We start from the raw sequence: 23,167 nt of genomic DNA, 5'->3' as shown, positions 1-23,167 counted from the left end.
AACATTATGGCGCTAGTGCTCATGCTGCTTCTTCTCCTCAGTGGGAATGGGCAGCTATTACTGGCGCAGGATGAAGAACGATCGTATTCGTTGCCGGAAGTCATCGGGTTGGCTATCGATCACAACCCACGGCCTGCCGGTGCCATCGGCGTGATCGATACACAGCAAGGATTACTCGTCCAGGCCGGCGCCTATCCTAATCCTACTATCATGGGCCGCGGTGGTCAGGGCTCGATCCGGGATACCGGGATCTTGGGACCTGGGGCCTTCTCGGAGGTGCCACCGAATTCGGTGACTGAATATAATGCCCAGGTTTCTCAACCTTTCGAGTGGCCGGCGAAACGAGAGGCGCGAAAGGATGCTGCCCGAGCCGGATTGGAAGGCGCCATTGTCGGATATGATGAAACCCTGCTCCATCTTCGGGCTGATGTAAAGCTGGCATTTTGGACGCTTCTTTCGACACAGCAGAGTCTTCAACTCGCAAAAGAAAACCTGGCCATCATTCACGATATCCGTCGGACCGTTGACCGGAGGGTGGAGCTGGGAGAGACTCCGCGATTCGAGGCGATCAAGGCGGAAGTGGAAGTCCTCAAAGCGGAACAACGAGTGACTCGAGAAGAAAACAATGTCGAAATCAGCCGTGTCGTGCTCGACACCTTGACGGCCGGATCGCTCGGTTCCCGGTATCGGATTGAAGGCGAATTCGAGCGTTTACCGGCGGCTCTCGAACGGACGAAGTTGGTTGAGGACGCACTGCAACAGCACCCCACACTTCGCCGTCTGCGTAAAGTGATCGAAGAGTCGGGCCGGACAGTGGATTTTGAACGTCAGGCTCGTGTGCCCAACCTGACTGTGCAGGGAGGCTATTGGCGTGAAGTGGGGCGTGAAGCGGTGCAGGGAGGCATCAGCTTGCCCGTCCCAATTTGGTATCAACGCCAGGGCGAAATTGCCTCAGCCCTGGGAACATTACGGCGCGAAGAGGCCAATCTTTTACGTGTCCGATATGACTTTATTCGGCAAGTGAATCAACATTTCAGAGATGCAACAACCGCAGGTCGCCTGGTCGGGGTGTTTGAAAAAGGCCTGCTGCGCAAGACTCAAATCGCGTTGCAAATGGCGCAGTTCAGTTTCAAACGAGGGGAAAGCAGTTTGCTTCAGGTGCTGGATGCCCAACGAGTTCATCGTGAAATCATGCTGGATTACTGGCAGGCCCGCCAGGATCTTTCCATTGCGACGACTCAGTTGGAACGGTTTGTCGGCGGAAGTTTGTATGTTCGATAAAGAGGATCGAAGCCGGCGCGATTCGTCGCCTGGATCTTCCATGAGTCGGCTACCGTGCAGATAACACAGAAGCCGTACCGTCTTATCGTTCTTCTCACCCTCGTGAGCCTGACCCACGGGTGTGACGCCGGATCAAACGATACACCCGCCGAGACATCCCAAAAATCATCGACAGAAGAGGAGGCCCTCAGGACGGTCAGCCTCGACGAAAAAGCGATGGCGGAGAGGGGAATCACAGTCGAACCGGTCAAGCGTCAACCCTTCCGCAGCCATCGCGATTTTCCGGGAACCATCGAATTGAATCGGCGGAAAGTGGCGAATCTCACAACGCTGGTCCGCGGGCGTGCGATCGAAGTGCACGTGGATCTCGGACAAGAAGTTGAACGAGGAACCTTGCTCGCCACGTTGGAGAGTCGAGAATTCGGGGATGCCCAATCGGCCTATCTCAAAGCGAAGTCCACATTATACGTGGTCACCCGCGCGTACGAGCGGGCGCAGGCGTTATTGAAGGAAGACATCATTTCCGTGGCCGAGGGACAAAGACGCGAGGGCGACATGGTCCGCGCGCAAGCCGAACTGCGGGAATCGTACCAGCATCTTCGCCTCATGGGCATGAGCGGCGAGCAGATCAAAGAGCTTGCTCGAAGCCGATCCATCCACCCCCGCATCTACATCACAGCGCCATTCCAGGGGTTCGTCATTGCGCGCAACATCGCGGTCGGGGAGGTCGTGGAAGTGACGGAAACCATGTTTGTGGTGGCCGACCTGTCGGAAGTGTGGGTATTCGCCAACATTCCTGAAAAAGACATTTCGTTCATTCTGAATTCCGAGCGAACGGGCGGCCGCCAGATCGGCGAGTTGCACGTCCATGCCTATCCGGACGAGGTCTTCCGCGGCACGGTGACCTACGTCAGCGCTGTCTTGGATGTGGCCACCAGGACCATGGACCTCCGCCTCGAACTGCCGAATCCGGGCTTGAAATTGAAACCCGACATGTACGCGACCATTCGGATGTACTCCAGCCCGACGAGCAATGCGCTCACTGTGCCGGAAAACGCCGTTCAACGCGATCATGAGAGGCGATTCGTATTCGTGCGAATCGATTCCGGGACGTTCGAAGCTCGGGACGTCAAGCTGGGCGACTCCAACGGCACACAAGTCATGGTCCTCAATGGCCTTCGTGAAGGAGAACCGGTCGTGACGAACGGCGGATTCACGCTGAAAGCCGAATTAACGGGCGAAGAACTCTAGCCCATGCTCACCAAGCTTCTCGAGTTTTCCCTTCGGCAACGGATTCTTGTCCTTATTTTGTCCGCAGGCCTGGCCGCCGGAGGGCTGTATGCATTCAAGACGATTCCGATCGATGCGTTTCCGGACGTCACCACGATTTTGGTACAGGTGGTCACCAAGGCCGAGGGACTGTCGCCCGCTGAAATCGAACGGTTCATCACCTTTCCGATTGAATTGCAATTGCGTGGAGCGCCGGGGCTGACGGAGATCCGCTCATTTTCCAAGGTTGGAGCCTCCATCATCACGGCTGTCTTTCGCGACGACATCGATATCTATTTGGCGCGCCAGCTCGTCTTGGAAAGGGTCCTCGAGGTCCAAGACCTTTTTCCCCCCGGGGCCTCGTCACAATTGGTGCCGAACTACACTGGTCTGGGAGAGGTGTATCAATTCTACCTGGAGGGTCCGCACGACAATGAGCCGGATCACCGGACGACCGTTGAGGAATTGACCGAGCGACGAACTTTGGTGGATTGGGTGATTCGCCCGCTGCTCAAGGGACTGCCGGACGTCGTGGATGTCAACTCGATGGGCGGCTATGTCAAACAATATCAAGTCGTCGTCCATCCGGGCCTCCTCCGCAAATACGATCTTGCCCTGCATGACGTCTTCGATGCGGTTGCCAAGAACAACGCCAATGCCGGTGGAAGTCTCCTCGAAAAAGAGGAAGAAAAATACATCGTCCGCGGCATCGGTCTGATTCGCACGCTGAACGATATCGGCAATATCGTCTTGCGTGAGGTGGACGGCACGCCGGTATACGTCCGGAATGTGGCCGAGGTGCGGTTCGGCCATGCCGTGCGGCATGGCGCCACCCTGCTCAATGGTTCGCGCGAAGTCGTGTCCGGCCTGGTGCTGATGCTGCGCGGCGGCAATGCGCGAGAGGTAGTGCACGCCGTCAAGGAGAAAATCGACGAGATCCATGACAAACATATCCTTCCGGACGGTCTGCGCATCGTGCCGTACTACGACCGCATGGAACTGGTCAATGCCGCCTTGCATACGGTCTACAAGGCGCTCATCGAAGGCATCATTTTTGTCGTGATCGTCCTGTACTTGTTCCTCGGCAGCATTCGCAGCGCCCTGGCCGTAACGATCGTGCTGATCGTCGCGCCGCTCTGTACCTTCATCGTGATGCGGTACTACGATCTGTCGGCCAATTTAATGTCGCTTGGCGGGTTGGCCATCTCGTTGGGCATGATTACCGACGCCGCAATCATTCAAGTGGAGAATGTCGCCCGGCATCTGTCGGAAGCCTCGGAGGAGGATCGTCGGTCCGTGGAACGTCGGCTCCCGATCGTGCTGAAGGGCGTGGCGGAGGTCCGCGGTCCCAGCCTGTTCGGGGAATTGATCATTGCCCTGACCTTTGTGCCGATCCTGGGGCTCGTGGGGATGGAAGGCAAAATGTTCGGTCCGTTGGCCTTGACGATCATGATGGCGTTGTTCGTATCTCTCTTGTTGTCCTTTACTCTCTCGCCGGCCTTGTGCCTGTTGTTGTTGAAAGGCAGCCACCATGAGGATCCGTTCCTCGTTCGATGGGCGAAGAAGGGCTATCGCCCCATGTTGGACTGGGCGTTCGCGCACCGCCTCCTTTTGCTCGGCGTCGCCGGAGCGATGCTGGCCGGCAGTTTGGCCCTGTTTCCATTCCTGGGCGGAGAATTCATTCCAATTCTGAACGAGGTTGCCATCACTCCTCAAACCATTCGCCATCCAAGCATCTCCCTCGAGGAGTCGATACAAATCGAAAAGGAGATGCAGCGAGCGGTCATGGAATTTCCCGAGGTCACCAAGGTGCTCTCAAAGATCGGCCGTTCCGAGATCGGCAACGATCCACAGGAGCCGAACGCGAGCGATCCCGTCGTCGCGCTGAAGCCGATGGAAGAATGGACCACGGCGGAGACCAAGGCGGAACTGGATCACGCGGTCCGCAAACGCCTGGAACAGATCCCCGGGGCCACGTTCTTGCTGAGCCAACCCATTCAACAGCGCGTCGATGAGCTGCTGTCGGGTGTTCGATCGGAGGCCACCGTCAAGGTCTTGGGAGATGATCTGAATGTGCTGCGAAAAACCGCCGAGCAAATCCGCGGCATCATGAGCGAGGTGCGCGGAGTGGCCGATATCCGCGTAGAACAACTCTTCGGTCAAGTCTACCTCGCGATCGATATCGATCGCGAGAAGATCGCCCGGCGCGGCATCAATGTCGCTCATATTCAGGACATCGTCTCGACGGCGATCGGCATGGAACCGGCCACACAAGTGTATGAAGGTCAAAAACGTTTTGATCTGACGTTGCGCTATCCGGAGCCGTTTCGGAACAGTGTCGAAACTATCCGCAACATTCTGTTGCGCGGCGCCACCGGCACGCTGATTCCCTTGGGCGACCTCGCGCAAGTCGAATTGCGTGAAGGCCCCGCCCTCATCAGCCGGGAGCAATTGCAGCGGCGCATCTATATCGGATTCAATACCCACGGACGGGACATCGGGAGCATCGTCGCGGAGGCCCAAAAGAAAATTGACAAAATAAAACTTCCCTCGAACTATCACATCGTCTGGGGCGGGTCGTTTGAGAACATGCAGCGGGCCATGGCCCGCTTAAAGATCATCGTTCCGATCACGATCGGCATCATGTTTCTCTTGCTCTATGTCTCGTTCAATTCATTCCGATATGCGACTTTGATCATGCTCAATCTGCCGTTGGCATTGATCGGGGGCATCGTCGGCCTCTGGGTGACGGGCGAATATTTAAGCGTGCCCGCCTCCGTCGGGTTCATCAATCTGTTCGGCATCGCGGTGCTGAACGGCATCGTGCTGTTGTCGTACATCGCCCAACTGAGAGAGAACACAGAATCCGCCAAGGAGGCGGCCGTCCAGGGCTGCATGCTGCGTTTGCGCCCTGTGCTCATGACCGCCACGGTCGCGCTGCTCGCCTTGACGCCTCTCGCCCTAGCCACGGGTGTGGGCTCCGAAGTGCAGCGTCCCCTTGCCGTGGTGGTGATCGGCGGCCTCTTGACTTCGACCACGCTGACGCTTCTGGTCCTTCCTATTCTCTTTCCATGGTTCGAGCCGAAACAAAAGATGAGCAAAGGATAATGAGCCTGTTATGCGTGTGGATCATCGGCGTGGACCAGGACAGCACGAACGTTGATTGACGTCTGGTTCCTCCAGCTCGCATGCATGACAAGCATCGACAGGCTTGAGAGTAATCCAAGATCTGAGGTTTCAACGATGGCAGGCGGATTGGGGCGACAGGGCGTTCCACGGGCCTATAATCTTCAATCCCAGTCATACTGGGGAATCTCTTTCCCACCGATCGATATGATGTTGAAAACCGACGGGTATGCGAAAGGAGACCAAGTCGGCAAGCGCGACTCGCGATCTCCCGGAGGAAGGGACGTGTGCTTCGCGATAGGTGACCGGCTAGGGCCCCTGAAGTGTTCGTTCGCCAGGCATGGAGGAGGAATGAACCGGCATGAAGAATTCTGGTCGTCACTCCGCATCTTGCCCGATTGAGCGATAGGATCCAGACAGATTGTCCAGCAGACTGACAATCTGTCCGGCATCATCCCATTGCTTTCAACAAGCTTTGCATACCAATTGGTTTAAGACAAGGAGTGTACAGGCTCAGCGCACAAGGGCCAGGGGAGAAGTCTAAGGCATAACCGTTGCACTCATTCTATTTAACGAAGCTTGAAGAGTAAGTTCCAGCACCTTTCATTCACCTCGGGCCTATACAACTTAAGAAAGGAGACCGAACATGGCCAGTACCGTTATCGGATTATTTGACGGTCCGACGCAAGCGGAGAAGGCCAGGTCTGAAATCATGGCTCTCCAAATTCCTGGCCTTGATATCCAGGTCTTTGATCAAGCCGGGTTTCAGCTCACTGGAGGAACAGACACGTCGACAAAAGGATTTTGGGAAAGTCTCTCGCAGACCCTCGGGTTCGGTCCGTCGAACCAGGCCATGTATCAGGAGGGAGTCCGTCGCGGGGGGACCGTCGTGAGTGTCAGAGCCGATGACAGTCAAGTGGATGAGATTGCCGACAGGCTTGATCGATGTGGAGCGGTGGATATTGAACAGCGCGCGGCGGAATGGAGCGCGAGCGGATGGACAACAGGAAAGGCTCCCACCGGAGTCTCACCCACCCAAGCCGGGCTCGCTAATTTGCCGGCTGACGTCGGCAAACGAGAGATCAAGCGAGGAAAGGTGTCCTTATACCGGCACGTATCTGATGAGCAAAGGTAGTTTGATCGGTGGGGATGAAGTGAAGTCTCGCGTAAGTCTTGGCGACAACCGCGGCACGTTTAATCCGAAGAAGAGGTGTACCAATATTTATTTATGGTCTTCACAGGGATGACAATGGGGCGGATGGTGAACATGCGACATCATCGCCGGATTGAAAAGGCACAATGCATCAGAAGCGGTAGCCCCGTCCGATCATCCCCGATATCCGTCCGAAACACATACACCTGAATCGCTCAAGAGAAAGGGATCTCATGGTCTATCCAAAAGCACAATATTGCTTTGCGTTCGCCATTCTTCTTGTCCTCATGCAGGCCTGTACCGCGCGCTCCCCGGAGCAGCAGAAAGTCAATGTCACTGGAGAATATCGAATTGTCGGCGGCGAGCGCAACGGCGCTCCAATCGATCAGAACGAGTTGAACAATGCGGCCATTATTATTATCAGCGATACCACGATCGTGGCCTACGACAAAGAGCGGAAAGAAATGTTTGCGGCGACCTATACGCTCGACACACAACAAACGCCTTGGCACATCACGATGATCAGCACCAAGGCTCCGGAGGTCGGTCAGGTTGCGAAGGGTTTAATCCAAGCCGAACAAAACAAGGTCCAACTGATTTATGCCTTGCCGAACGGCCGGCCGCCCACGGATTTCAAAGCCGGGGAACGGCAGCAGATGTTTGTCCTAGCGAAGGCTGGATAGCCTCGACGGCCACCCAACTATCGTGTTCGGAGAGCGTATGAAGCAATACCGACGCGTACGAGACTTCGCCAAATCGACCCTGTATGGAAACGACGGACGGGTGGGAACGGTACAGGAGCTTTATTTCGACGATCAAACCTGGATAGTCCGATACCTCGTCATGAGGACCGACGGTCGGCTCATGGGTCGTGAGGTGCTCATTGCGCCGGTTACAATCGCAGATATCGATGATGCGGACGCCTCCCTAAGGATCAATCTCCGGAAGAAACAGATCGAGGAATCTCCGTCTATTGACCGGGCAAAGCCGATCTCGCGCCGATTCGAAGAAGTCTACTATAAGCATTTTCAGTGGCAGCCATATTGGCAGCCGGACTCCCCGGAGTACGGAAATCCGATTCGCTTCCTCGACGATTCAACCATGATTATTGACAAGCCGCTCCTGCCCGAGCCATGGGAACGATCCTACCTTCGCAGCAGTGCTGAAGTCATAGGCTGCGGGATTCATGCAAAGGACGGCGAAATCGGCCGTCTCGACGACCTCGTCGTCAACGATGAAGATTGGATGATTCGGTATGTTCAGGTCGATACGCGGAACTGGCTACCCGGCAAGAAGGTGTTGGTGCCGACCCACCGGATCCAGCAGATCGATTGGGCAAACCGATCGATCACTATGTCCCTGACTCGGCGCGCTATTGAATCGGCACCCGCTCATGATCCGTCAAATCCCGTCACGCCGGATTACGAGGTCGCGCTGTTCAAACATTACGGAGAGGGTGCGGCGTAGGCACCGGTAGCTGCCGGTATCTACATCAGGGGCACAGCGTAGAGGCCTCGCGAGTCTCGTTCATCTGCATCTCGCCGTTCGTGTGGTCTTAGAAACAAGGGTGGTGGCTTGCCGAGCCGGGTCATTGCAATTATTTGGTGCGAAAGAAGCCAAGGGCAATTTACGTGTCGTGTGCAAATCCTTCGCCGATTCCCGTTATCTACCCGCTGATGCAGGGGATATTCCCAGTAGAACATGTCGCCATAAACTGTGAAACATTGGGAGATGTCGTTCATGAATCCTCGACGATGATGCCTGACCGGCTGGAAGAACCAGGTTGTGGCGATCATGGCAACGGTGACGCCAGCCGGCATTCTTGCAGGAATGCATCGCAAAATGTCGGAACCTGAGTTCAGGAAGAGGTTGTGCGAATCGCAACGCAGGTCTCTCTTGGACTGGTCTCCCATCGCATTCGCGTTAAAAATATTGAGGAGGAAATATATGAGAAAGATGAGAGACGTCGTTGTCGCGACATGTTTCCTTCTGAGTCTTTTGGCGACGGTAACGGCCAAGGCGGATCAGCCCACAAGCCAAGCCCCCTATGGGCATGGCGACGATGGAAAACCGGCGACGGGGGTGATCGGGGTAATCATCCAAGTAGCGGCTAACCGGATTGGGGAGCCTGCGGCCCTGTATGTCATGAGTGTCCGCCAAGACAGCCCAGCCTATGCGGCGGGGCTCAAACATGGCGACGAGATCGTGGCTGTCAATGGGACGCCGGTGGCGGGGAAAAGCTATGAGCAGGTCGTCTCCATGATTCGTGGAGAAGCAGGAACTCCCGTAAAGTTGGAAATCAAGGGAACCCGGGAGCTGTCCATCATGCGCGTGTCGAGCGGCACCCTGACGGAAGGTCAGCCAGGATCCCGAGGAGATCAGTCTGACAAGACTCGACCATGATCTCAGGATGGGCGTGAAGTCTCTTGGAAATCGGCGTGAAAACGCCTTGACGCATGTTGATGACTCAAGAAAGACCTCCTGAAGGAGACGTAGAAGGAGACGTTATGAAGAGCGGCCATATGAAACATCAGCAACCCTTGAAATCGGAGCGTGGGAGTGAACAAGCCACGGCTGTCGAGCATGATAGTGGAGACGGGAGAACATCCCGGCATGTCCCGCGACGCTCGGATGTGTCTGGCGCTAGAAACTTCACTCAAGAAGAACAATGGGCGTATGGGCTTGGATGGTTCGGCATTGGACTCGGCCTGGCGGAAATGACAGCGCCTCGTCGATTGGCGAGGATAATCGGCGCGCCTCCGGGACACGAGGGACTGATTCGTACGATGGGATTGCGCGAAATAACCAGCGGCATGGCCATTGTGATTCAACGGAAGCCGACCACTGCAATCTGGTCTCGCGTTGCCGGCGATGTGCTTGATTTTGCGCTCTTAAGCGCAGCGCTCACGTCGCGTCGGTCCGATCGAGGTCGACTGGTAGCGGCGACGGCTTCCGTGGCCGGAGCGATGGTGATGGATCTCATTGTTGCGCAGCAGTTGAGCCGGGCAGTTGAAACCAGAAACGGCACGACTCCGATTACGGCAGCCCTCATTATCGATCGTCCGCGGGGAGAGTTATACAGCCGATGGCGGGATCTCAGCAACTTGCCGCAATTCATGAAGCATCTAGTTCGAATTGAGGTGACGGACGACCGGTTGTCGCACTGGGTCGCAAAGGGGCCGGCGGGATCGACGGTCGAGTGGGATGCCGAGATTACCGAGGACCGTTCTAACGAATGCATCGCCTGGCGTTCAGTCGACGGATCCGAAGTGGACCATGCCGGTTCGGTCCGATTCGAGTCCGCCCCAGGCGGCCGGGGCACCATGGTTACAGTGAAACTGCAATATCGACCTCCGCTGGGAACGGTGGGCTCCGCCGTTGCCGCCTGGTTCGGAGAGGATCCGAGTCAAACGGTGAAGATGGATCTGCGCCGATTCAAGCAAGTGATGGAAACGGGCGAGGTGATCACGACGGATGGTCAGCCGGCGGGACGGCCGGAAAGCACGTCGTGGAAATATGACAGAGCCGTGCGCCGCTGACGGCAGTTACGAGTTGCTGGTTTCAAGTTTCAAGTTCTCAGAATCCGCACTCTGAAACTTGAAACCTTAAACTTGAAACCTGAAACGGAGAAATCATGAAAGCCAACTGCTGGTACGGTAAACAGGACATGCGGGTTGTGGATGTGCCGGAACCGCGAATTCTCAACAAGTATGACGCCATCATCAAAGTCACATCGACGGCAATCTGTGGGTCGGAGCTGCATCTCTACAATGGCTTCGTCCCGACGATGGAACAGGGCGACATCATGGGGCATGAGTTCATGGGCGAGGTTGTGGAAGTGGGTCCGGACGTCAAGGACCGTCGCGTCGGCGATCGCGTCGTGGTCGCTTTTCCGATTTCCTGTGGGCAATGTTTTTTTTGCAAAAACGAACTTTACTCCCTTTGTGAAAATACGAACCCCAATGCATGGATGGCGGAACAATTCTTCGGCCATTCTCCGGCCGGCATCTATGGCTATTCGCACTTGACCGGCGGTTTTGCCGGAGGGCAGGCCGAATATGTTCGCGTGCCGTTCGCCGACGTCGGCACGGTGAAAATTGAAAACGGCTTGTCGGATGAGCAAGTTCTCTTTCTCTCCGACATTTTCCCGACAGGCTATATGGCCGCCGAACAATGCAACATTCAACCAGGGGACACGGTGGCCATCTGGGGTTGCGGGCCGGTCGGTCAGTTCGCGATCCGCAGCTGCTTTCTGCTCGGAGCAGAACGAGTCATTGCGATCGATCGTTTTTCCGAGCGGCTCAGCATGGCTTGCGACGGCGGCGCGGACACGATCAACTACGAAGAAACGGATGTCTACGACATGCTGATGCGACTCACAGGCGGCCGGGGTCCGGACTCCTGCATGGACGCCGTCGGCCTGGAAGCGCACATGCCCGGTCCGCTGTATTACTATGATCGGTTCAAGCAGGCGCTGATGTCGGAGTCCGATCGTCCCATCGCGTTGCGCCAGGCCATCATGGCCTGTCGCAACGGCGGCACGGTCTCTGTTCCGGGCGTGTACGGCGGCCTCATCGACAAGTTTCCGATGGGCGCGGTGATGAATCGCTCGCTGACGATCAAGACGGGGCAAACGCATGTCCAGCGCTATCTCAAGCCGCTTCTCGACCGCATTGCCGGTGGAGACATCGACCCGAGTTTTGTCGTCACGCATCGCATGAAGCTGTCCGATGCTCCTCTCGGGTTTGACATGTTCAATCGCAAGCAGGACGGCTGCGTCAAAATCGTGATGACGCCGTAGGGAAGGGTTCAATGCGCCCGGCGGCGATGGAAACCAGCACGGAGATCCCAAGTCCGGAGGAACAGAAGAATATCGACTTGGTCACGGAGTATATGCAGATCGCTTATGACCCGAAACGGGCGAGTGCCGAGGCCGTCGCCCATCTCTGCGCCCCGGGTAATCGCTTCATCGCATCAACGACGTTCCCTGATGTCCATACGCTGGAAGAATTCGCCGAGGACCACGGCCGCCTCATGAAGTAGGTGAAGGACCTTCACGTTGTGAGCTTCGACGTTCTGTTTGCGAAAGGCGACCGTGTCTGCATGCGATATACGGCGGAAGGCACGTACAGCGGTGACTTACACCGGGGCATGCTGCCCACCGGCAGGAAATCGCGCTGGACGGCCTGCGCGTTGTTTCGCGTCGAAAACGGAAAGCTCGTTGAATTCATCAAAGAGTGGAACAAGCTTGCGATGTGGGAGCAATTCGGCTGGCCTGTAGACGAGTGTCTGACGACCAGACGAGATCCGGAAACGTAGAAAAGGAGTCGTACGGAGATGACTCATACCATGGAAAGGCCGTTCGCTCTTGTGACCGGCGCTTCAAGCGGCATCGGCTACGAATTGGCTCAATACTGTGCCGAACAAGGGTTCGATCTATTGATTGCGGCGGATGAGCCGGAAATCGAACAAGCGGCGGTTGATTTTCGAGGGATGGGGGTGTCTGTCGACGCGGTGCAAGCGGACTTGGCCACGCTCGAAGGTGTCGATGAGTTGTACCGCGAAGCAAGGGGTCATCCCATCGACGTCTTATGCGCCAACGCCGGTCATGGGTTGGGGAAGGCTTTTCTCGATCAGGACTTCGCCGACGTGCGGCATGTCATCGACACCAATGTAACCGGCACTCTGTATCTGATTCAGAAAGTCGGCGGGGAAATGCGGGCACGTGGTCGCGGCCGCGTCATGATCGGGTTCTCCTCGGTCCTTCCGCGCTGAATCTCATCCACATGACCCTCGAGCTCAACGCCATCGCGGACATCGGCGTGTTGCTGTCGGGACGGCGCCCGTCGAGGTGAAGGAGCGGGAGGAAAACCGAGCGAGGAAACGGCAAGGGAGATCCCCAGTAGCGAGTGGAGCGTGAGTGGTGGAGGCTGGACAAAGGGAGTAGTGGAGAGTGGGGGATAGATGAAGAGTCGGGATTCCGTCCACTAAGTATGATGCCGCTGCTCTTATGTTTGTGCATTATCTCGGCTGTGCTGTTTTCCGGATGTAGCCGCTTGCTCCCGCCGCCCGGCCACGACAAGACCCGCAGTTTTGAGTCCCGCTGTAAGCCGCCCTCCATTCATCGAAATGTCTCCTTGACGGCGCTGGAAGGTCCCGTCGGTGAAAGCGGCGTCGTCACGGAGGATTTGCCGGATCCGGAAGGATTTTCCCTTCGAGCTCTCGATGCCGCCTATGCGATCGAAGCGCTTCCTCTGCTGAGGGAGCTGCACGCCCTCCAACAGGAAGGGGGCACCGACGGGATCACATTGCTGACCATCCGCGAGAAGTTGGTCGGTCGTATCCTCCTGGGAATCGAAGAAGTCAACAGCCTGGTGGCCGAGATCGACTGCGAAGCGGATCGCGCCAATCAGGTGGCGGACCGGCTGCAGGACGAGAACGCCGGTCGTGTCAGGTACGAAACGCTGAGCGCCATCGTCGTGGCCGGCGTGGCCGCGGTTGCATCGGGAGGAGCGCTCTTGGCCGGATTGACGGCCTTGGAAGCCGCTGCGGCCATCGGGGGAGGCACGGTTGCTGCCGGACTCGCCACGCTGCCTCTGTTCGCGGAGACACATCAAGAGTACAGCCATCCACGGAACTTGCTGCGGGAAGTCTGGGAAGGACCTAAGACCAGCTCACTGGTTCCCTCTTCTGTGTGGCGGTATCTCACTCGTCAGACCAAGACCGAATTGGACGGCAGTACGTATCGAGCGGAGTTGATCAAAGCCTGGCGACAGGAAGGGCGGTTGGGGGAGCCTGATTCGGACATCGAGCAGAAAAGGCTCGCGCTGTTTTTTCGCGAAGGAGGCGTCTACGAACTACAAGACTTGCGGGCGCGGGCGGCGATGCTGAAGATCCTTGCCAGTACGGTCGAACTCATGCATCAAGACTTGGAGATGTTGATTCGGCAGGTGCTGATTCAACAGGCGCTGGCGAAATAAGTTGTATGGCGCATCCATCGAACGGCTTCGACCGCAACCGGATCTTCGCGCTCTTTTTTTTGGCGCTGCTCGTGGCCTTGCTCTACTTCCTGGGACTCATCTTTAGCCCATTCCTCATGCCGATACTTTGGGCCATTATCCTGGTCCGGGTGTCCTATCCGATCTATCGGCGGGTTCTCGCACGGCTTCATGGTCGAGCTGATCCGGCCGCCGCCATCATGACGGTCGCCGTGTTGATGTTGGCAGTGGCCCCCGCCGCCTATTTCGTCTTCGCCCTGGTGCAGGAAAGCATGGCGGCGTACGAACATGTGGCTCAGTGGCTCCAGGCCGGCGGCTTGACTCAGGCGGCCGAATACATCTCAACCGTACCGTTGATCGGGGCCTATAGTCAGGAATGGCTTGGACGGCTTATCGTCCATCGAGAGGAATTCGAAGCATCAATCATGACGGGAGGACGGGTGGTCAGTGGATTTTTGCTCGCCCAAGCGGCTGATGTGGCGAAGAATGCCGTTCTCATCGCTTCCGATTTTCTCGTGATGCTCTTCACCTTGTTCTTCTTGTTTCGCGACGGCCAACACCTGTTCGATCGGTTGTATCGCGCCGTGCCGTTGAATTCCGACCATAAGGCAAGGTTGTTCGAGCGCATGCGGACGACGATCGTCGCGGTCGTGAGCGGCACCCTGCTGACGGCGATGGCCCAGGGCTTCGTGTCGGGCCTGGCATTTTGGTCGCTTGACGTGCCTTTCCCGGTTTTCTTGGGGGCGCTCAGCGCACTACTGTCTCTTCTGCCGTTCGGAGGGACCTTCTTCGTGTGGGGCCCGGTGGCGCTGTACTTGTTTGTCGTCGCACCGGTCTGGAAAGGAGCCGTCATGATCGCCGTGGGAGGCGGCCTGGTGGGGATCATGGACAATGTTCTACAACCTTATCTCATCGGATCCGGCGCGAGCTTGCCCGTATTGGCATTGTTCTTTGCCTCGGTCGGCGGCCTTGCTTATTTCGGGTTCATCGGATTATTTCTCGGCCCGATTCTGTTGGCCATTGCGATGGCGGCCTTTCAAATTTATGAGGAACAATACCAGGGCACCGCTCCCTACCCATCCCTATAAAGGAAGCAGATTCGCACTCCGAAGCCGAATGACCACATCGGGACGATGATCCCTCCATGAAACAGTCCTCCTGCCGTGAGGAGCACGCAATCGCCAGGAAGGACAGCCATGATCCTGGCCACCCTTCCGTGGCTATGATCTCGGCATCGTTCTCTTGCCAGTGGCGGCGTTCACCGAAAAGAAGAATCGCCCTCCGGACCGTTTTATTGGAGACAGCTGCTCATTTCTGGCGCATGTCTTTTAACGTGGTCGGCTCTTCTACTTCTTTTGTTTGTTTCTCGATGCTCAACTCAGTGGGCTTCGGCAGCTCCTTCAACTTTTTGATCGCATCCGCCGTGCCGCTCGACGTCAATTGCGCCGCGATCGGATCGCCGACTTTGACACGAGAATCCATCTTCGTGTCGGCAGTGACGCGCATATGAGTCTCGTGCCCATTGGGCATCTTAATCCAATAAGATTCCTCGACTCTCACAATTTCCCCAATCACATCGCGGCACGGCGCCGAAGTGGTGCATTTATCGGACTTCGGAAATTTAGGGGTCATCTGATGTGTCGCGGACGACGTAGTGTGCTCCTCAGCCCCCGCCGCAAGAAACAACCCCATGCTTCCGACTAGACCGATTCCTACGGTAAGGAACGTGGACGCGATAAGAATTTTCATGCTGCCTCCTTTAGAACAAATAATGGTTGCGATGCCTTGTCAAAGTGCAACCCATGTGCCGTTGCCGGAATCATTCACGCCAGTCGGCGGGACGGCGCCAGTGAATGTCCTCGACTTCATTAACTGCTGAAAACAGGAGAGAAGATTGTTTGAAAAGGAGACAAGGCCGATACCGGACTTCTCCGCGCAAATCTTTCAGCGTGGACATGCTGTCTAGATAGAGACATGATGGATCGAACGGTCCTTCCCGCATTTCGCGCGCCGATTCCCCAGGCCCCAAGATTCCAACACATTATTGAGAGCCGGCGAAGGTCTTGCAATTGCATACGTAAAAGCACCTTGCCTTCCGCATACGGCGGATCGGCAGGTTTATCTTTACACGGAGGTCTTCATGCAGATGGAACGAACGATAGAACAGTGGGCATTCGGAGGAGTGCGAGTGCGATGGGGCGCGGTCATGGCAGGATGGGTGGTGGGTCTCGCGACACAATTGGTGCTCACATTGCTGGGACTGGCTATCGGCGCCTGGTCGATCGATCTACAGGATGCCGAATCGGGAAGCGGAGTGCCGATCGGGACCGGAATCTGGACCGGCGTTTCCATGCTCATCTCAGCCTTCATGGGGGGCTATATCACCGCGCGCATGTCCGGCAGCCGGCTGCGAAGCGACGGCCTCTATCATGGCTTGATCGTTTGGGGCGTGAACTGGCTGGTCTTCGCTTGGTTGACGACCACCGCCATGGCCACCATGTTGGGCGGCGTGTTTTCCGCCTTCGGTGCGACGCTACAAAGTCTCGGCCAAGGGGCTACGACAGTCGTGTCCGCGGCCGCTTCGCAACTGAACGGGGACAGCATCTCAATTTCAATAGACGAATTGCGTCGCCAAACCGAATCTATCCTGGCGGCGACAGGGAAAAAGGAGCTCCAACCAGGCGAGGTGCGAAAGGATGTGAACCGCATAGCCGATTCATCACAAAGTGGACAGCCGCCGCAACAGACGGCGGATTCGGCTCTTCGAGAATTGCAGCAAAAGCTCATGGCGTTGGACCGTGACGCAGCCATTAATGTCATGACCACCAAGATGAATATGACCGAGCCCCAGGCAAGGCAGTTGGTGCAATCGACAATCGGGCTCATAGAGCCTCTGAAGGACAAGGCCGAGCAAGTCAAACAACAATCCGTTGAAGCCGGCAATCGCGCGCTGGATCGTATGGGAACGATTGCGATGTGGCTCGCCGCACTTGGCCTCGTCACGTTAGGTGTATCGATCGCAGGCGGCATGACCGGCACACCGGAGACACTCACTCTCGAAGTGCAGGCGGAAGAATATGGCGATCGAGCAGAGTTCCGACGAGCCGGATGACGGAATGCATTCCGACGTATCACGTCGTTCGTGAAGCGTGAAGCGCAGGCTGAACAGAATCCCGGATCCTGCGTTTCACGTATCACGAGATACGCTTCACGAAACAGAATGCCTAGTGAACACCTAGTCTCAATACCATAAGCCGCTTCTCAATATATTGTTTCCTTATGCGCGCATCAGCCTAGGACTATTCCTAGGTTGATTCACCATCAAATTACCACTATATGGCAATAGCATTTGGCGGGTCGACGAGCGACCATTTACGAAGGGGCGGTCATGATGAAACGGACCAAGAAGGGCAAGGACAACGGCAAAGTCGAGCACCTCGCGGAGAACAAAGAGAACAGCGCCAACCAATCGCTGACGACGAACCAGGGTCTTCGGGTAAACGACGATCAGAATTCCCTCAAAGCGGGAGAACGGGGGCCGTCGCTGCTCGAAGATTTTCATCTGCGAGAGAAGATCACGCACTTCGACCATGAACGCATCCCCGAGCGGGTCGTTCACGCCCGGGGCGCGGGAGCCCACGGATTTTTCCAGGTCTACGAGTCGATGGCTCCCTACACAAAGGCGGCATTTCTCCATGATCCCTCGATACGCACTCCTGTCTTCGTGCGTTTTTCCACCGTGGTGGGCTCGCGCGGGTCGACCGATTTGGCGCGGGATGCCCGAGGATTCGCGGTGAAGTTCTACACGCAGGAGGGAAATTTCGACCTGGTCGGAAACAACATTCCCGTGTTTTTCATTCAGGACGCGGTGAAATTTCCCGACCTCGTTCATGCCGTCAAACCGGAGCCGCATCATGAGATGCCGCAGGCGGCCGCCGCTCATGACACCTTCTGGGATTTCATTTCATTGATGCCGGAGTCCATGCACATGGTGATGTGGGTGATGTCCGACAGGGCGATTCCTCGAAGCTATCGCATGATGGAAGGGTTCGGCGTGCACACGTTTCGATTCGTCAATGAGAAGGGTAAATCCCGGTTCGTCAAGTTTCATTGGAAACCCCTCCTGGGAGTGCATTCCGTCGTATGGGATGAAGCTCAAAAGATTTCCGGCCTCGATCCTGACTTTCACCGCCGCGACTTGTGGGAAGCGATCGAAAACGGGGATTTCCCGGAATGGGAACTGGGCGTCCAACTCGTCGAGGAGAAAGACGAACATGCGTTCGATTTCGACCTCCTGGACCCGACGAAAATCATTCCGGAAGAACTCGTGCCGGTCAAACGCATCGGCAAACTGACCCTGGATAGAAATCCGGACAATTTCTTTGCCGAGACAGAGCAAGTCGCCTTTCACCCAGGACACCTGGTACCGGGCATCGAGTTTTCCGACGATCCGCTGTTGCAAGGACGGCTGTTCTCCTACCTCGACACGCAGCTGATTCGGCTCGGCGGTCCGAACTTTCATGAGATTCCCATCAATCGCCCCATCGCGCCGGTGCATAACAATCAACGCGACGGACACATGCGCCAGACCATCAATCAGGGTCGCGTGAGCTACCATCCCAATTCCCTCGGCGGTGGATGTCCGATGCAGGCCAAGGCCGATATGGGCGGCTTCGTCAGTTTTGCGCAACGGTTGGAAGGGCAGAAAGCGCGCGCGCGGAGCGAGAAGTTCTTCGATCATTTCACGCAGGCCGCATTGTTTTGGAACAGTCAATCCCATGCCGAGAAGGCGCATATTGTCCAGGCCTTTCGGTTCGAATTGGGAAAGGTTGAAACCGCGGCCATCAGGACAAGGATGCTGGGAATGCTCGCGCAGGTGGATCGCACATTGGCGGGCCTGGTCGCCCAAGGGCTTGGGACGGAGGTGCCGGCTAGAATAGAAGGACCCCTCAACATGAGCATTCCGGCGGACGGCAATATCAAACAGTTTCAACCGAAGCCTAAAACCCCGTCGCTCGATCGGTCACCAGCCCTCAGCATGGCGAACACCATTAAGGGCATCGACACCCGCAAGATCGCCATTCTTGCCGCCGACGGAGTCGATGACGCGGCTCTTGCGGGCATGAAAAAGGCGCTGACCGCCGCCGGCGCGCAAGCCAAAGTCGTCGCTCCGAGACTCGGCACGGTGACCGGCGTGAAGGGAACGCAGGTGCCCATCGATTTCAGTTTTCTCACGGCGGGATCGCCTCTCTTCGATGCCGTCTACATTCCAGGAGGCGAGGCCTCCGTCGAGATCCTCAAAGGCGATGCCAAAGCCCTGACCTTCGTTCTGGAGGCGTTTCTTCACTGTAAGACCATCGCCGCCACCGACGCGGGCGTCAAGTTGCTGCTGGCCGCTCACCCCGGCCAAGACAGACGATCGGAGAGTCATGCCGAGGCCGCCATCCAGGATCCGACCGCTCCCCTGAACACGGATTCCGGCATCATCGTCGGTCGTGGCGCAAAGATCGTCCCTCTCGCCGAGCAGTTCATCAAAGCCGTCGGGCAACATCGGCATTGGGACCGCGAACTGAAGGGGCAAGTCCCGGCATAAGCAATGAGGTGTGGCCGGATCCACAATCAAATCACAAAGGAGTCGTCATGAAAAAGGACCAACTTCACGAGTTGTTGTATCAAGCCTTGGAGACCGAAGCGGGCGGCGTGCAAGTGTACGAGACGGCCCTGCAGTGTGCCGTGCACCCGGATCTGAAGGAAGAATGGCGGAAATATTTGGAACAGACGCGCACGCACGAGCAGATGATGCGCCGATTGCTGGAGCAGATGGGGTTGGATCCGGCGAAAGAAACGTCGGGCCGCCAGATCGTCCGGCGCAAAGGCGAATCGCTGGTGGAAGTGATGAAACTGGCGTTGAAAAAGAACAATCCCCAGGCCGCGCAATTGGTGGCCGCGGAATGCGTCGTCACCGCCGAGACGAAAGATCATCAGAATTGGGAACTGCTCGGACAAGCGGCGGAGGATCTGGGCGCCGAAGGCACGGCGATCAAGGAGGCCCACGACGAGGTCGAGGACCAGGAAGACGAGCACCTGTACCATTCCATGGGATGGAGCCGAGAGCTGTGGATGGAGTCTCTCGGCCTGCCGGCGGTCTTGCCGCCTCCCGAGGAGGAACAGGATGTCAAAACCGCCGAAGATGCGGCCCGCGCCAAGGCCTCCCGCAAAGCGATGGTGTGAAGGATGTTCGAAAACCTCTCGAAAGGTGAGGCGAATGCCATTACGAACCGTGCCCACAAAGCCATCGACCGTTCGTCGTCCCGGCTCTCGTTCTCAAGCGAGGCCGGTCCGTTATGCCGTCGTGGGGCTTGGCCACATTGCGCAGGTGGCGGTGATACCAGCCTTCGGCAACGCGGAAAGAAACTCCGAACTGACGGCGTTGGTCTCGGATGATCCCCAAAAACTGAAGCAGTTGTCCCGTCGGTATGAGGTTCCCTACTGCTATTCGTATCGCGAGTACGACCAATGCCTGCGGGAAGGTCATATCGACGCCGTGTACATCGCGCTGCCCAACAGCCTGCATTGCGACTATGCCGTCCGCGCGGCCAAGGCGGGAATCCATGTGCTGTGCGAAAAGCCCATGGCGGTCACGGCGCAGGAATGCCGGCGCATGATCCAAGCGGCCGACAAGGCCGATACCAAATTGATGGTCGCGTACCGGCTGCATTTCGAAGAGGCCAACATGAACACCGTTGAGCTGGCCAGGTCCGGCAAGCTCGGCAACCTCCGACTGTTCAATTCGGTCTTCACCATGCAAGTCCGCGAAGGGGACATTCGGGTGGAGGCCGAGTTAGGCGGTGGGTCGCTGTATGACATCGGCGTCTATTGCATCAATGCGGCCCGGTACATCTATCAAGCCAACCCGACAAAAGTCAGCGCCTCTATGGTCAAGGGAACCGACCGTCGTTTTCGAGAAGTCGATGAGATGACGACGGCCTGGCTGGAATTTCCGGGCAACCGGCTCGCGACCTTTGTCTGTAGTTTCGGCGCAGCCGATGTCTCGGCCTATGAAGTGGTCGGCACGAAAGGCCATGTGCGGATGGATCCGGCCTATGAATATGTGGGCGAACTCGAGCAAAACATCGCGCTCAACGGCAAAAGCCGATCCCGGCGATACGCAAGCCGGGATCAGTTTGCGCCGGAGCTTCTGTATTTCTCGGATTGCATTCTCAACGATCGCACTCCGGAACCCTCCGGGCTGGAAGGCCTGATCGATGTGGCGATTGTCGAGGCCCTGTACCGATCGGCGAAAACCGGCCGCCCCCTGTCCGTCTCACTTCCCGACAAGAAGCAGTGGCCCACGCATGAGCAGGTAATCAAACGGCCGCCGGTCCGGAAACCAACGCTCGTTCGCGTGAAGTCGCCCTCGCTGTGATAAACGAATGATACACCACTCGCCTTCGTTTTGTGGATTGTTTGTGACGTTGATCGTCGAATCGCGCCGCTCGACCGGCGGACTCGTCTGCAATTTGTCCGGATCGTCGAGGCCTTCTTTCGCAATTAGGAAGGAGCAAGATCACTGTTGGCCGGACCGGTGATAACTTTGCCCAGCTTGTCGAACCGAGAGCCGTGGCAAGGGCAATCCCAAGTTTTCTCGGTGTCGTTCCATCCCACGATGCATCCTAAGTGCGTGCAAACCGCCGATCGTTCATGAAGCGATCCCGCGTCATCACGATAGACGGCGACCTTCGCCAGTCCGCGACGAATGACTGCTCCGCTGTTGTTTCGGATTTCTTCGACGGACTGCGCGTCTCCGGCCGTCACCCAATCCGTATACTGCGCGGCCACGTTGATATTTTCCTTCGCATACTCCCCGGCGGCGCCCAATGACTTACGGGCCGGGTCGTACAGCGTACTCCATGCGGAATGACGTCCCATGATGAGATCCGTGATCAGGATGCCGGCGATCGTGCCGTGCGTCATGCCCATCCCCGAGTCGCCCGTGGCGATGTAGACGTTCTCTTCGTCACCGGGATTTCGCCCGATGAATCCAATGCCGTCCACCGTCTCCATGACCTGTCCCGACCAACGATACTCGATATGTTCAATCATGGGAAACCGCTCTCGTGCCCATTGTTCCAGGCGCGCATGACGGGCCTGACCATCCTGAGCCTGTCCTGTCTTGTGGTCCTCTCCACCGACCACCAAACAATCATATGCGTTCTTCGCCGTCTTGACCCGCTGGGTCCGGACATAATGGTACGGATCTTCCGTATCCCAATAGAGGGCTTTGGGCACGGAGCCGGCCGGCACCCGTGCGCCGATGACATAGGTTGTGTAGGGGGCTTGCTTGGTATGAATGGCGACAAGGTCGTTGATAGGGTTGTTGGTGGCGACCACGATCGAGCCGGCCATGATGCGCCGTCCGTCGTCTGTTTCCACTTGCGCCTCGGCTCCTCCCTGCACTCGGCGGACATGGGTTCCGGTATGGATGCGGCCTCCTTGCCGGTGAATCGCGGCGGCCAGGCCGATGAGATATCGTAACGGGTGGAACTGTCCTTGGCGGGGAAAGCGCAAACAAGGACCAGGCGCGAGCGGGATTACGGGGGCGCGATCGAGCCGCTCCACCCCGAGACCGGCGCGCTCAACGGCTTCCATTTCCTGTTTGAGGAAATGCTCGGCTTGTTCCCCTGTCGGAAAGAGATATCCATCCAGGCGTTCGAAATCACAGTCTATCTCCTCTTCTCGCACGATGGTTTCGATTCGATCGATAGCCGCCGTGTGACTTGCGGCCGCAATGCGCGCGCCTTCTCGGCCGTGCAACCGTTCGATCTCCGTATAGGTGTCGTCGATTTCATTCGAAAGATGGGCTGTCGTGCGCTCGGTCATTCCGCTCCCGATGCGGCCGTCATCCAAGACGATGACAGACTTTCCCTCGCGCGCCAGGCCATAGGCCACGGAGAGCCCCGCTATACCCGCGCCGATGACGCATACGTCGGCGCGCGATGATTGCTGGAGCGGCGACAACTCCGGTGGATTCGCCGTTGCCATCCATATCGAGGTGGTCTGATCGGCTGGTTTGTCTTTCATGCTGCCCTCCCATACGGAAACGTTTCAGCTCGTTTTCTGCAACTCAGCTCGGCGGCCGACCGAGCGTTGAGATGATATGTCTTGCCGCAACTGTTTATGATCTTCCGCCGCTTCTATATCGCTCCTGTCGAGAAGCCGCGCCTTTCAACAAAATACATATCTCAATAAAATGCATATCCCTCTGCACGCGACGAGATATGATAAATTCCGACGACATTCGTGATGCGGTGCTGATGCGGATCGCCCGCGTCCTAGCTTG

General features: G+C 57.0%; 20 protein-coding genes. 18 read left to right on the top strand and 2 right to left on the bottom strand.

Annotated features, from left to right (window positions below; genetic code table 11):
• Positions 1-21: 21 nt before the first annotated feature.
• The 14 genes from COMA2_RS18460 to COMA2_RS18390 all read left to right on the top strand — a co-directional run bounded on the left by COMA2_RS18460 (position 22) and on the right by COMA2_RS18390 (position 14,915).
• Complete coding sequence (locus tag COMA2_RS18460) at positions 22-1,281, top strand: TolC family protein (protein WP_175304719.1); 1,260 nt, start codon at positions 22-24, stop codon at positions 1,279-1,281.
• 54 nt (positions 1,282-1,335) lie between these two features.
• Entirely contained in the window at positions 1,336-2,532 is a 1,197-nt protein-coding gene (locus tag COMA2_RS18455; protein WP_090901943.1) for an efflux RND transporter periplasmic adaptor subunit, read from the top strand.
• Between the two features lie 3 nt (positions 2,533-2,535).
• Positions 2,536-5,658: an efflux RND transporter permease subunit gene (locus COMA2_RS18450; protein WP_090901939.1), complete on the top strand. Its 3,123-nt coding sequence runs from the start codon at positions 2,536-2,538 to the stop codon at positions 5,656-5,658.
• Positions 5,659-6,322: 664 nt separating this feature from the next.
• Positions 6,323-6,811 carry a hypothetical protein gene (locus COMA2_RS18440; protein ID WP_090901934.1) on the top strand — a complete coding sequence of 163 codons (489 nt, stop codon included), beginning with the start codon at positions 6,323-6,325 and terminating at the stop codon, positions 6,809-6,811.
• Positions 6,812-7,062: 251 nt separating this feature from the next.
• On the top strand, positions 7,063-7,512 hold the full coding sequence (locus COMA2_RS18435) for a TIGR03067 domain-containing protein (RefSeq protein WP_090901931.1): 450 nt from the start codon (positions 7,063-7,065) through the stop codon (positions 7,510-7,512).
• 37 nt (positions 7,513-7,549) lie between these two features.
• Entirely contained in the window at positions 7,550-8,296 is a 747-nt protein-coding gene (locus tag COMA2_RS18430) for a PRC-barrel domain-containing protein (protein ID WP_090901929.1), read from the top strand.
• Between the two features lie 480 nt (positions 8,297-8,776).
• The gene (locus COMA2_RS18425; RefSeq protein WP_217490826.1) at positions 8,777-9,232 is read left to right on the top strand and encodes a PDZ domain-containing protein; all 456 of its coding nucleotides are present in this window, start codon (positions 8,777-8,779) and stop codon (positions 9,230-9,232) included.
• Between the two features lie 119 nt (positions 9,233-9,351).
• The gene (locus COMA2_RS18420) at positions 9,352-10,368 is read left to right on the top strand and encodes an SRPBCC family protein (protein WP_175304718.1); all 1,017 of its coding nucleotides are present in this window, start codon (positions 9,352-9,354) and stop codon (positions 10,366-10,368) included.
• Positions 10,369-10,463: 95 nt separating this feature from the next.
• Entirely contained in the window at positions 10,464-11,630 is a 1,167-nt protein-coding gene (locus COMA2_RS18415; RefSeq protein WP_090901925.1) for a zinc-dependent alcohol dehydrogenase, read from the top strand.
• A gap of 11 nt (positions 11,631-11,641) precedes the next feature.
• Positions 11,642-11,872 carry a hypothetical protein gene (locus COMA2_RS18410; protein ID WP_090901923.1) on the top strand — a complete coding sequence of 77 codons (231 nt, stop codon included), beginning with the start codon at positions 11,642-11,644 and terminating at the stop codon, positions 11,870-11,872.
• Between the two features lie 18 nt (positions 11,873-11,890).
• The gene (locus COMA2_RS18405) at positions 11,891-12,148 is read left to right on the top strand and encodes an ester cyclase (protein WP_175304717.1); all 258 of its coding nucleotides are present in this window, start codon (positions 11,891-11,893) and stop codon (positions 12,146-12,148) included.
• 18 nt (positions 12,149-12,166) lie between these two features.
• On the top strand, positions 12,167-12,604 hold the full coding sequence (locus COMA2_RS18400; protein ID WP_217490825.1) for an SDR family NAD(P)-dependent oxidoreductase: 438 nt from the start codon (positions 12,167-12,169) through the stop codon (positions 12,602-12,604).
• Between the two features lie 218 nt (positions 12,605-12,822).
• Positions 12,823-13,809, top strand: a complete 987-nt coding sequence (locus COMA2_RS18395; protein WP_090901918.1) for a hypothetical protein — start codon at positions 12,823-12,825, stop codon at positions 13,807-13,809.
• A gap of 5 nt (positions 13,810-13,814) precedes the next feature.
• Positions 13,815-14,915 carry an AI-2E family transporter gene (locus COMA2_RS18390; RefSeq protein WP_090901915.1) on the top strand — a complete coding sequence of 367 codons (1,101 nt, stop codon included), beginning with the start codon at positions 13,815-13,817 and terminating at the stop codon, positions 14,913-14,915.
• Between the two features lie 220 nt (positions 14,916-15,135).
• Here COMA2_RS18390 and COMA2_RS18385 read toward each other — a convergent pair whose 3' ends face one another.
• Positions 15,136-15,576 (bottom strand): hypothetical protein, encoded by a 441-nt coding sequence (locus COMA2_RS18385; RefSeq protein ID WP_090901912.1) that lies wholly within the window; start codon positions 15,574-15,576, stop codon positions 15,136-15,138.
• A 391-nt stretch (positions 15,577-15,967) separates the two neighbouring features.
• Between COMA2_RS18385 and COMA2_RS18380 the strand changes: the two genes are divergently transcribed.
• The 4 genes from COMA2_RS18380 (at position 15,968) to COMA2_RS18365 (ending at position 21,253) form a co-directional block, all read left to right on the top strand.
• Positions 15,968-16,939 (top strand): YrzE family protein, encoded by a 972-nt coding sequence (locus COMA2_RS18380; RefSeq protein WP_090901909.1) that lies wholly within the window; start codon positions 15,968-15,970, stop codon positions 16,937-16,939.
• 276 nt (positions 16,940-17,215) lie between these two features.
• The gene (locus COMA2_RS18375) at positions 17,216-19,420 is read left to right on the top strand and encodes a catalase (protein ID WP_090901906.1); all 2,205 of its coding nucleotides are present in this window, start codon (positions 17,216-17,218) and stop codon (positions 19,418-19,420) included.
• 47 nt (positions 19,421-19,467) lie between these two features.
• Complete coding sequence (locus tag COMA2_RS18370; RefSeq protein ID WP_090901903.1) at positions 19,468-20,058, top strand: hypothetical protein; 591 nt, start codon at positions 19,468-19,470, stop codon at positions 20,056-20,058.
• A 34-nt stretch (positions 20,059-20,092) separates the two neighbouring features.
• Complete coding sequence (locus COMA2_RS18365; RefSeq protein WP_090901900.1) at positions 20,093-21,253, top strand: Gfo/Idh/MocA family protein; 1,161 nt, start codon at positions 20,093-20,095, stop codon at positions 21,251-21,253.
• Between the two features lie 125 nt (positions 21,254-21,378).
• On the opposite strand, the gene COMA2_RS18360 is transcribed toward COMA2_RS18365, so the two are convergent.
• Positions 21,379-22,908 carry an FAD-dependent oxidoreductase gene (locus COMA2_RS18360; RefSeq protein WP_090901897.1) on the bottom strand — a complete coding sequence of 510 codons (1,530 nt, stop codon included), beginning with the start codon at positions 22,906-22,908 and terminating at the stop codon, positions 21,379-21,381.
• Positions 22,909-23,167: the final 259 nt, after the last annotated feature.

It is taken from the genome of Candidatus Nitrospira nitrificans (genome assembly GCF_001458775.1).
Lineage (GTDB): Bacteria > Nitrospirota > Nitrospiria > Nitrospirales > Nitrospiraceae > Nitrospira_D > Nitrospira_D nitrificans.
Note: the sequence above shows the minus strand (reverse complement) of the source record. Positions and strands in the feature narration are given on the sequence as shown.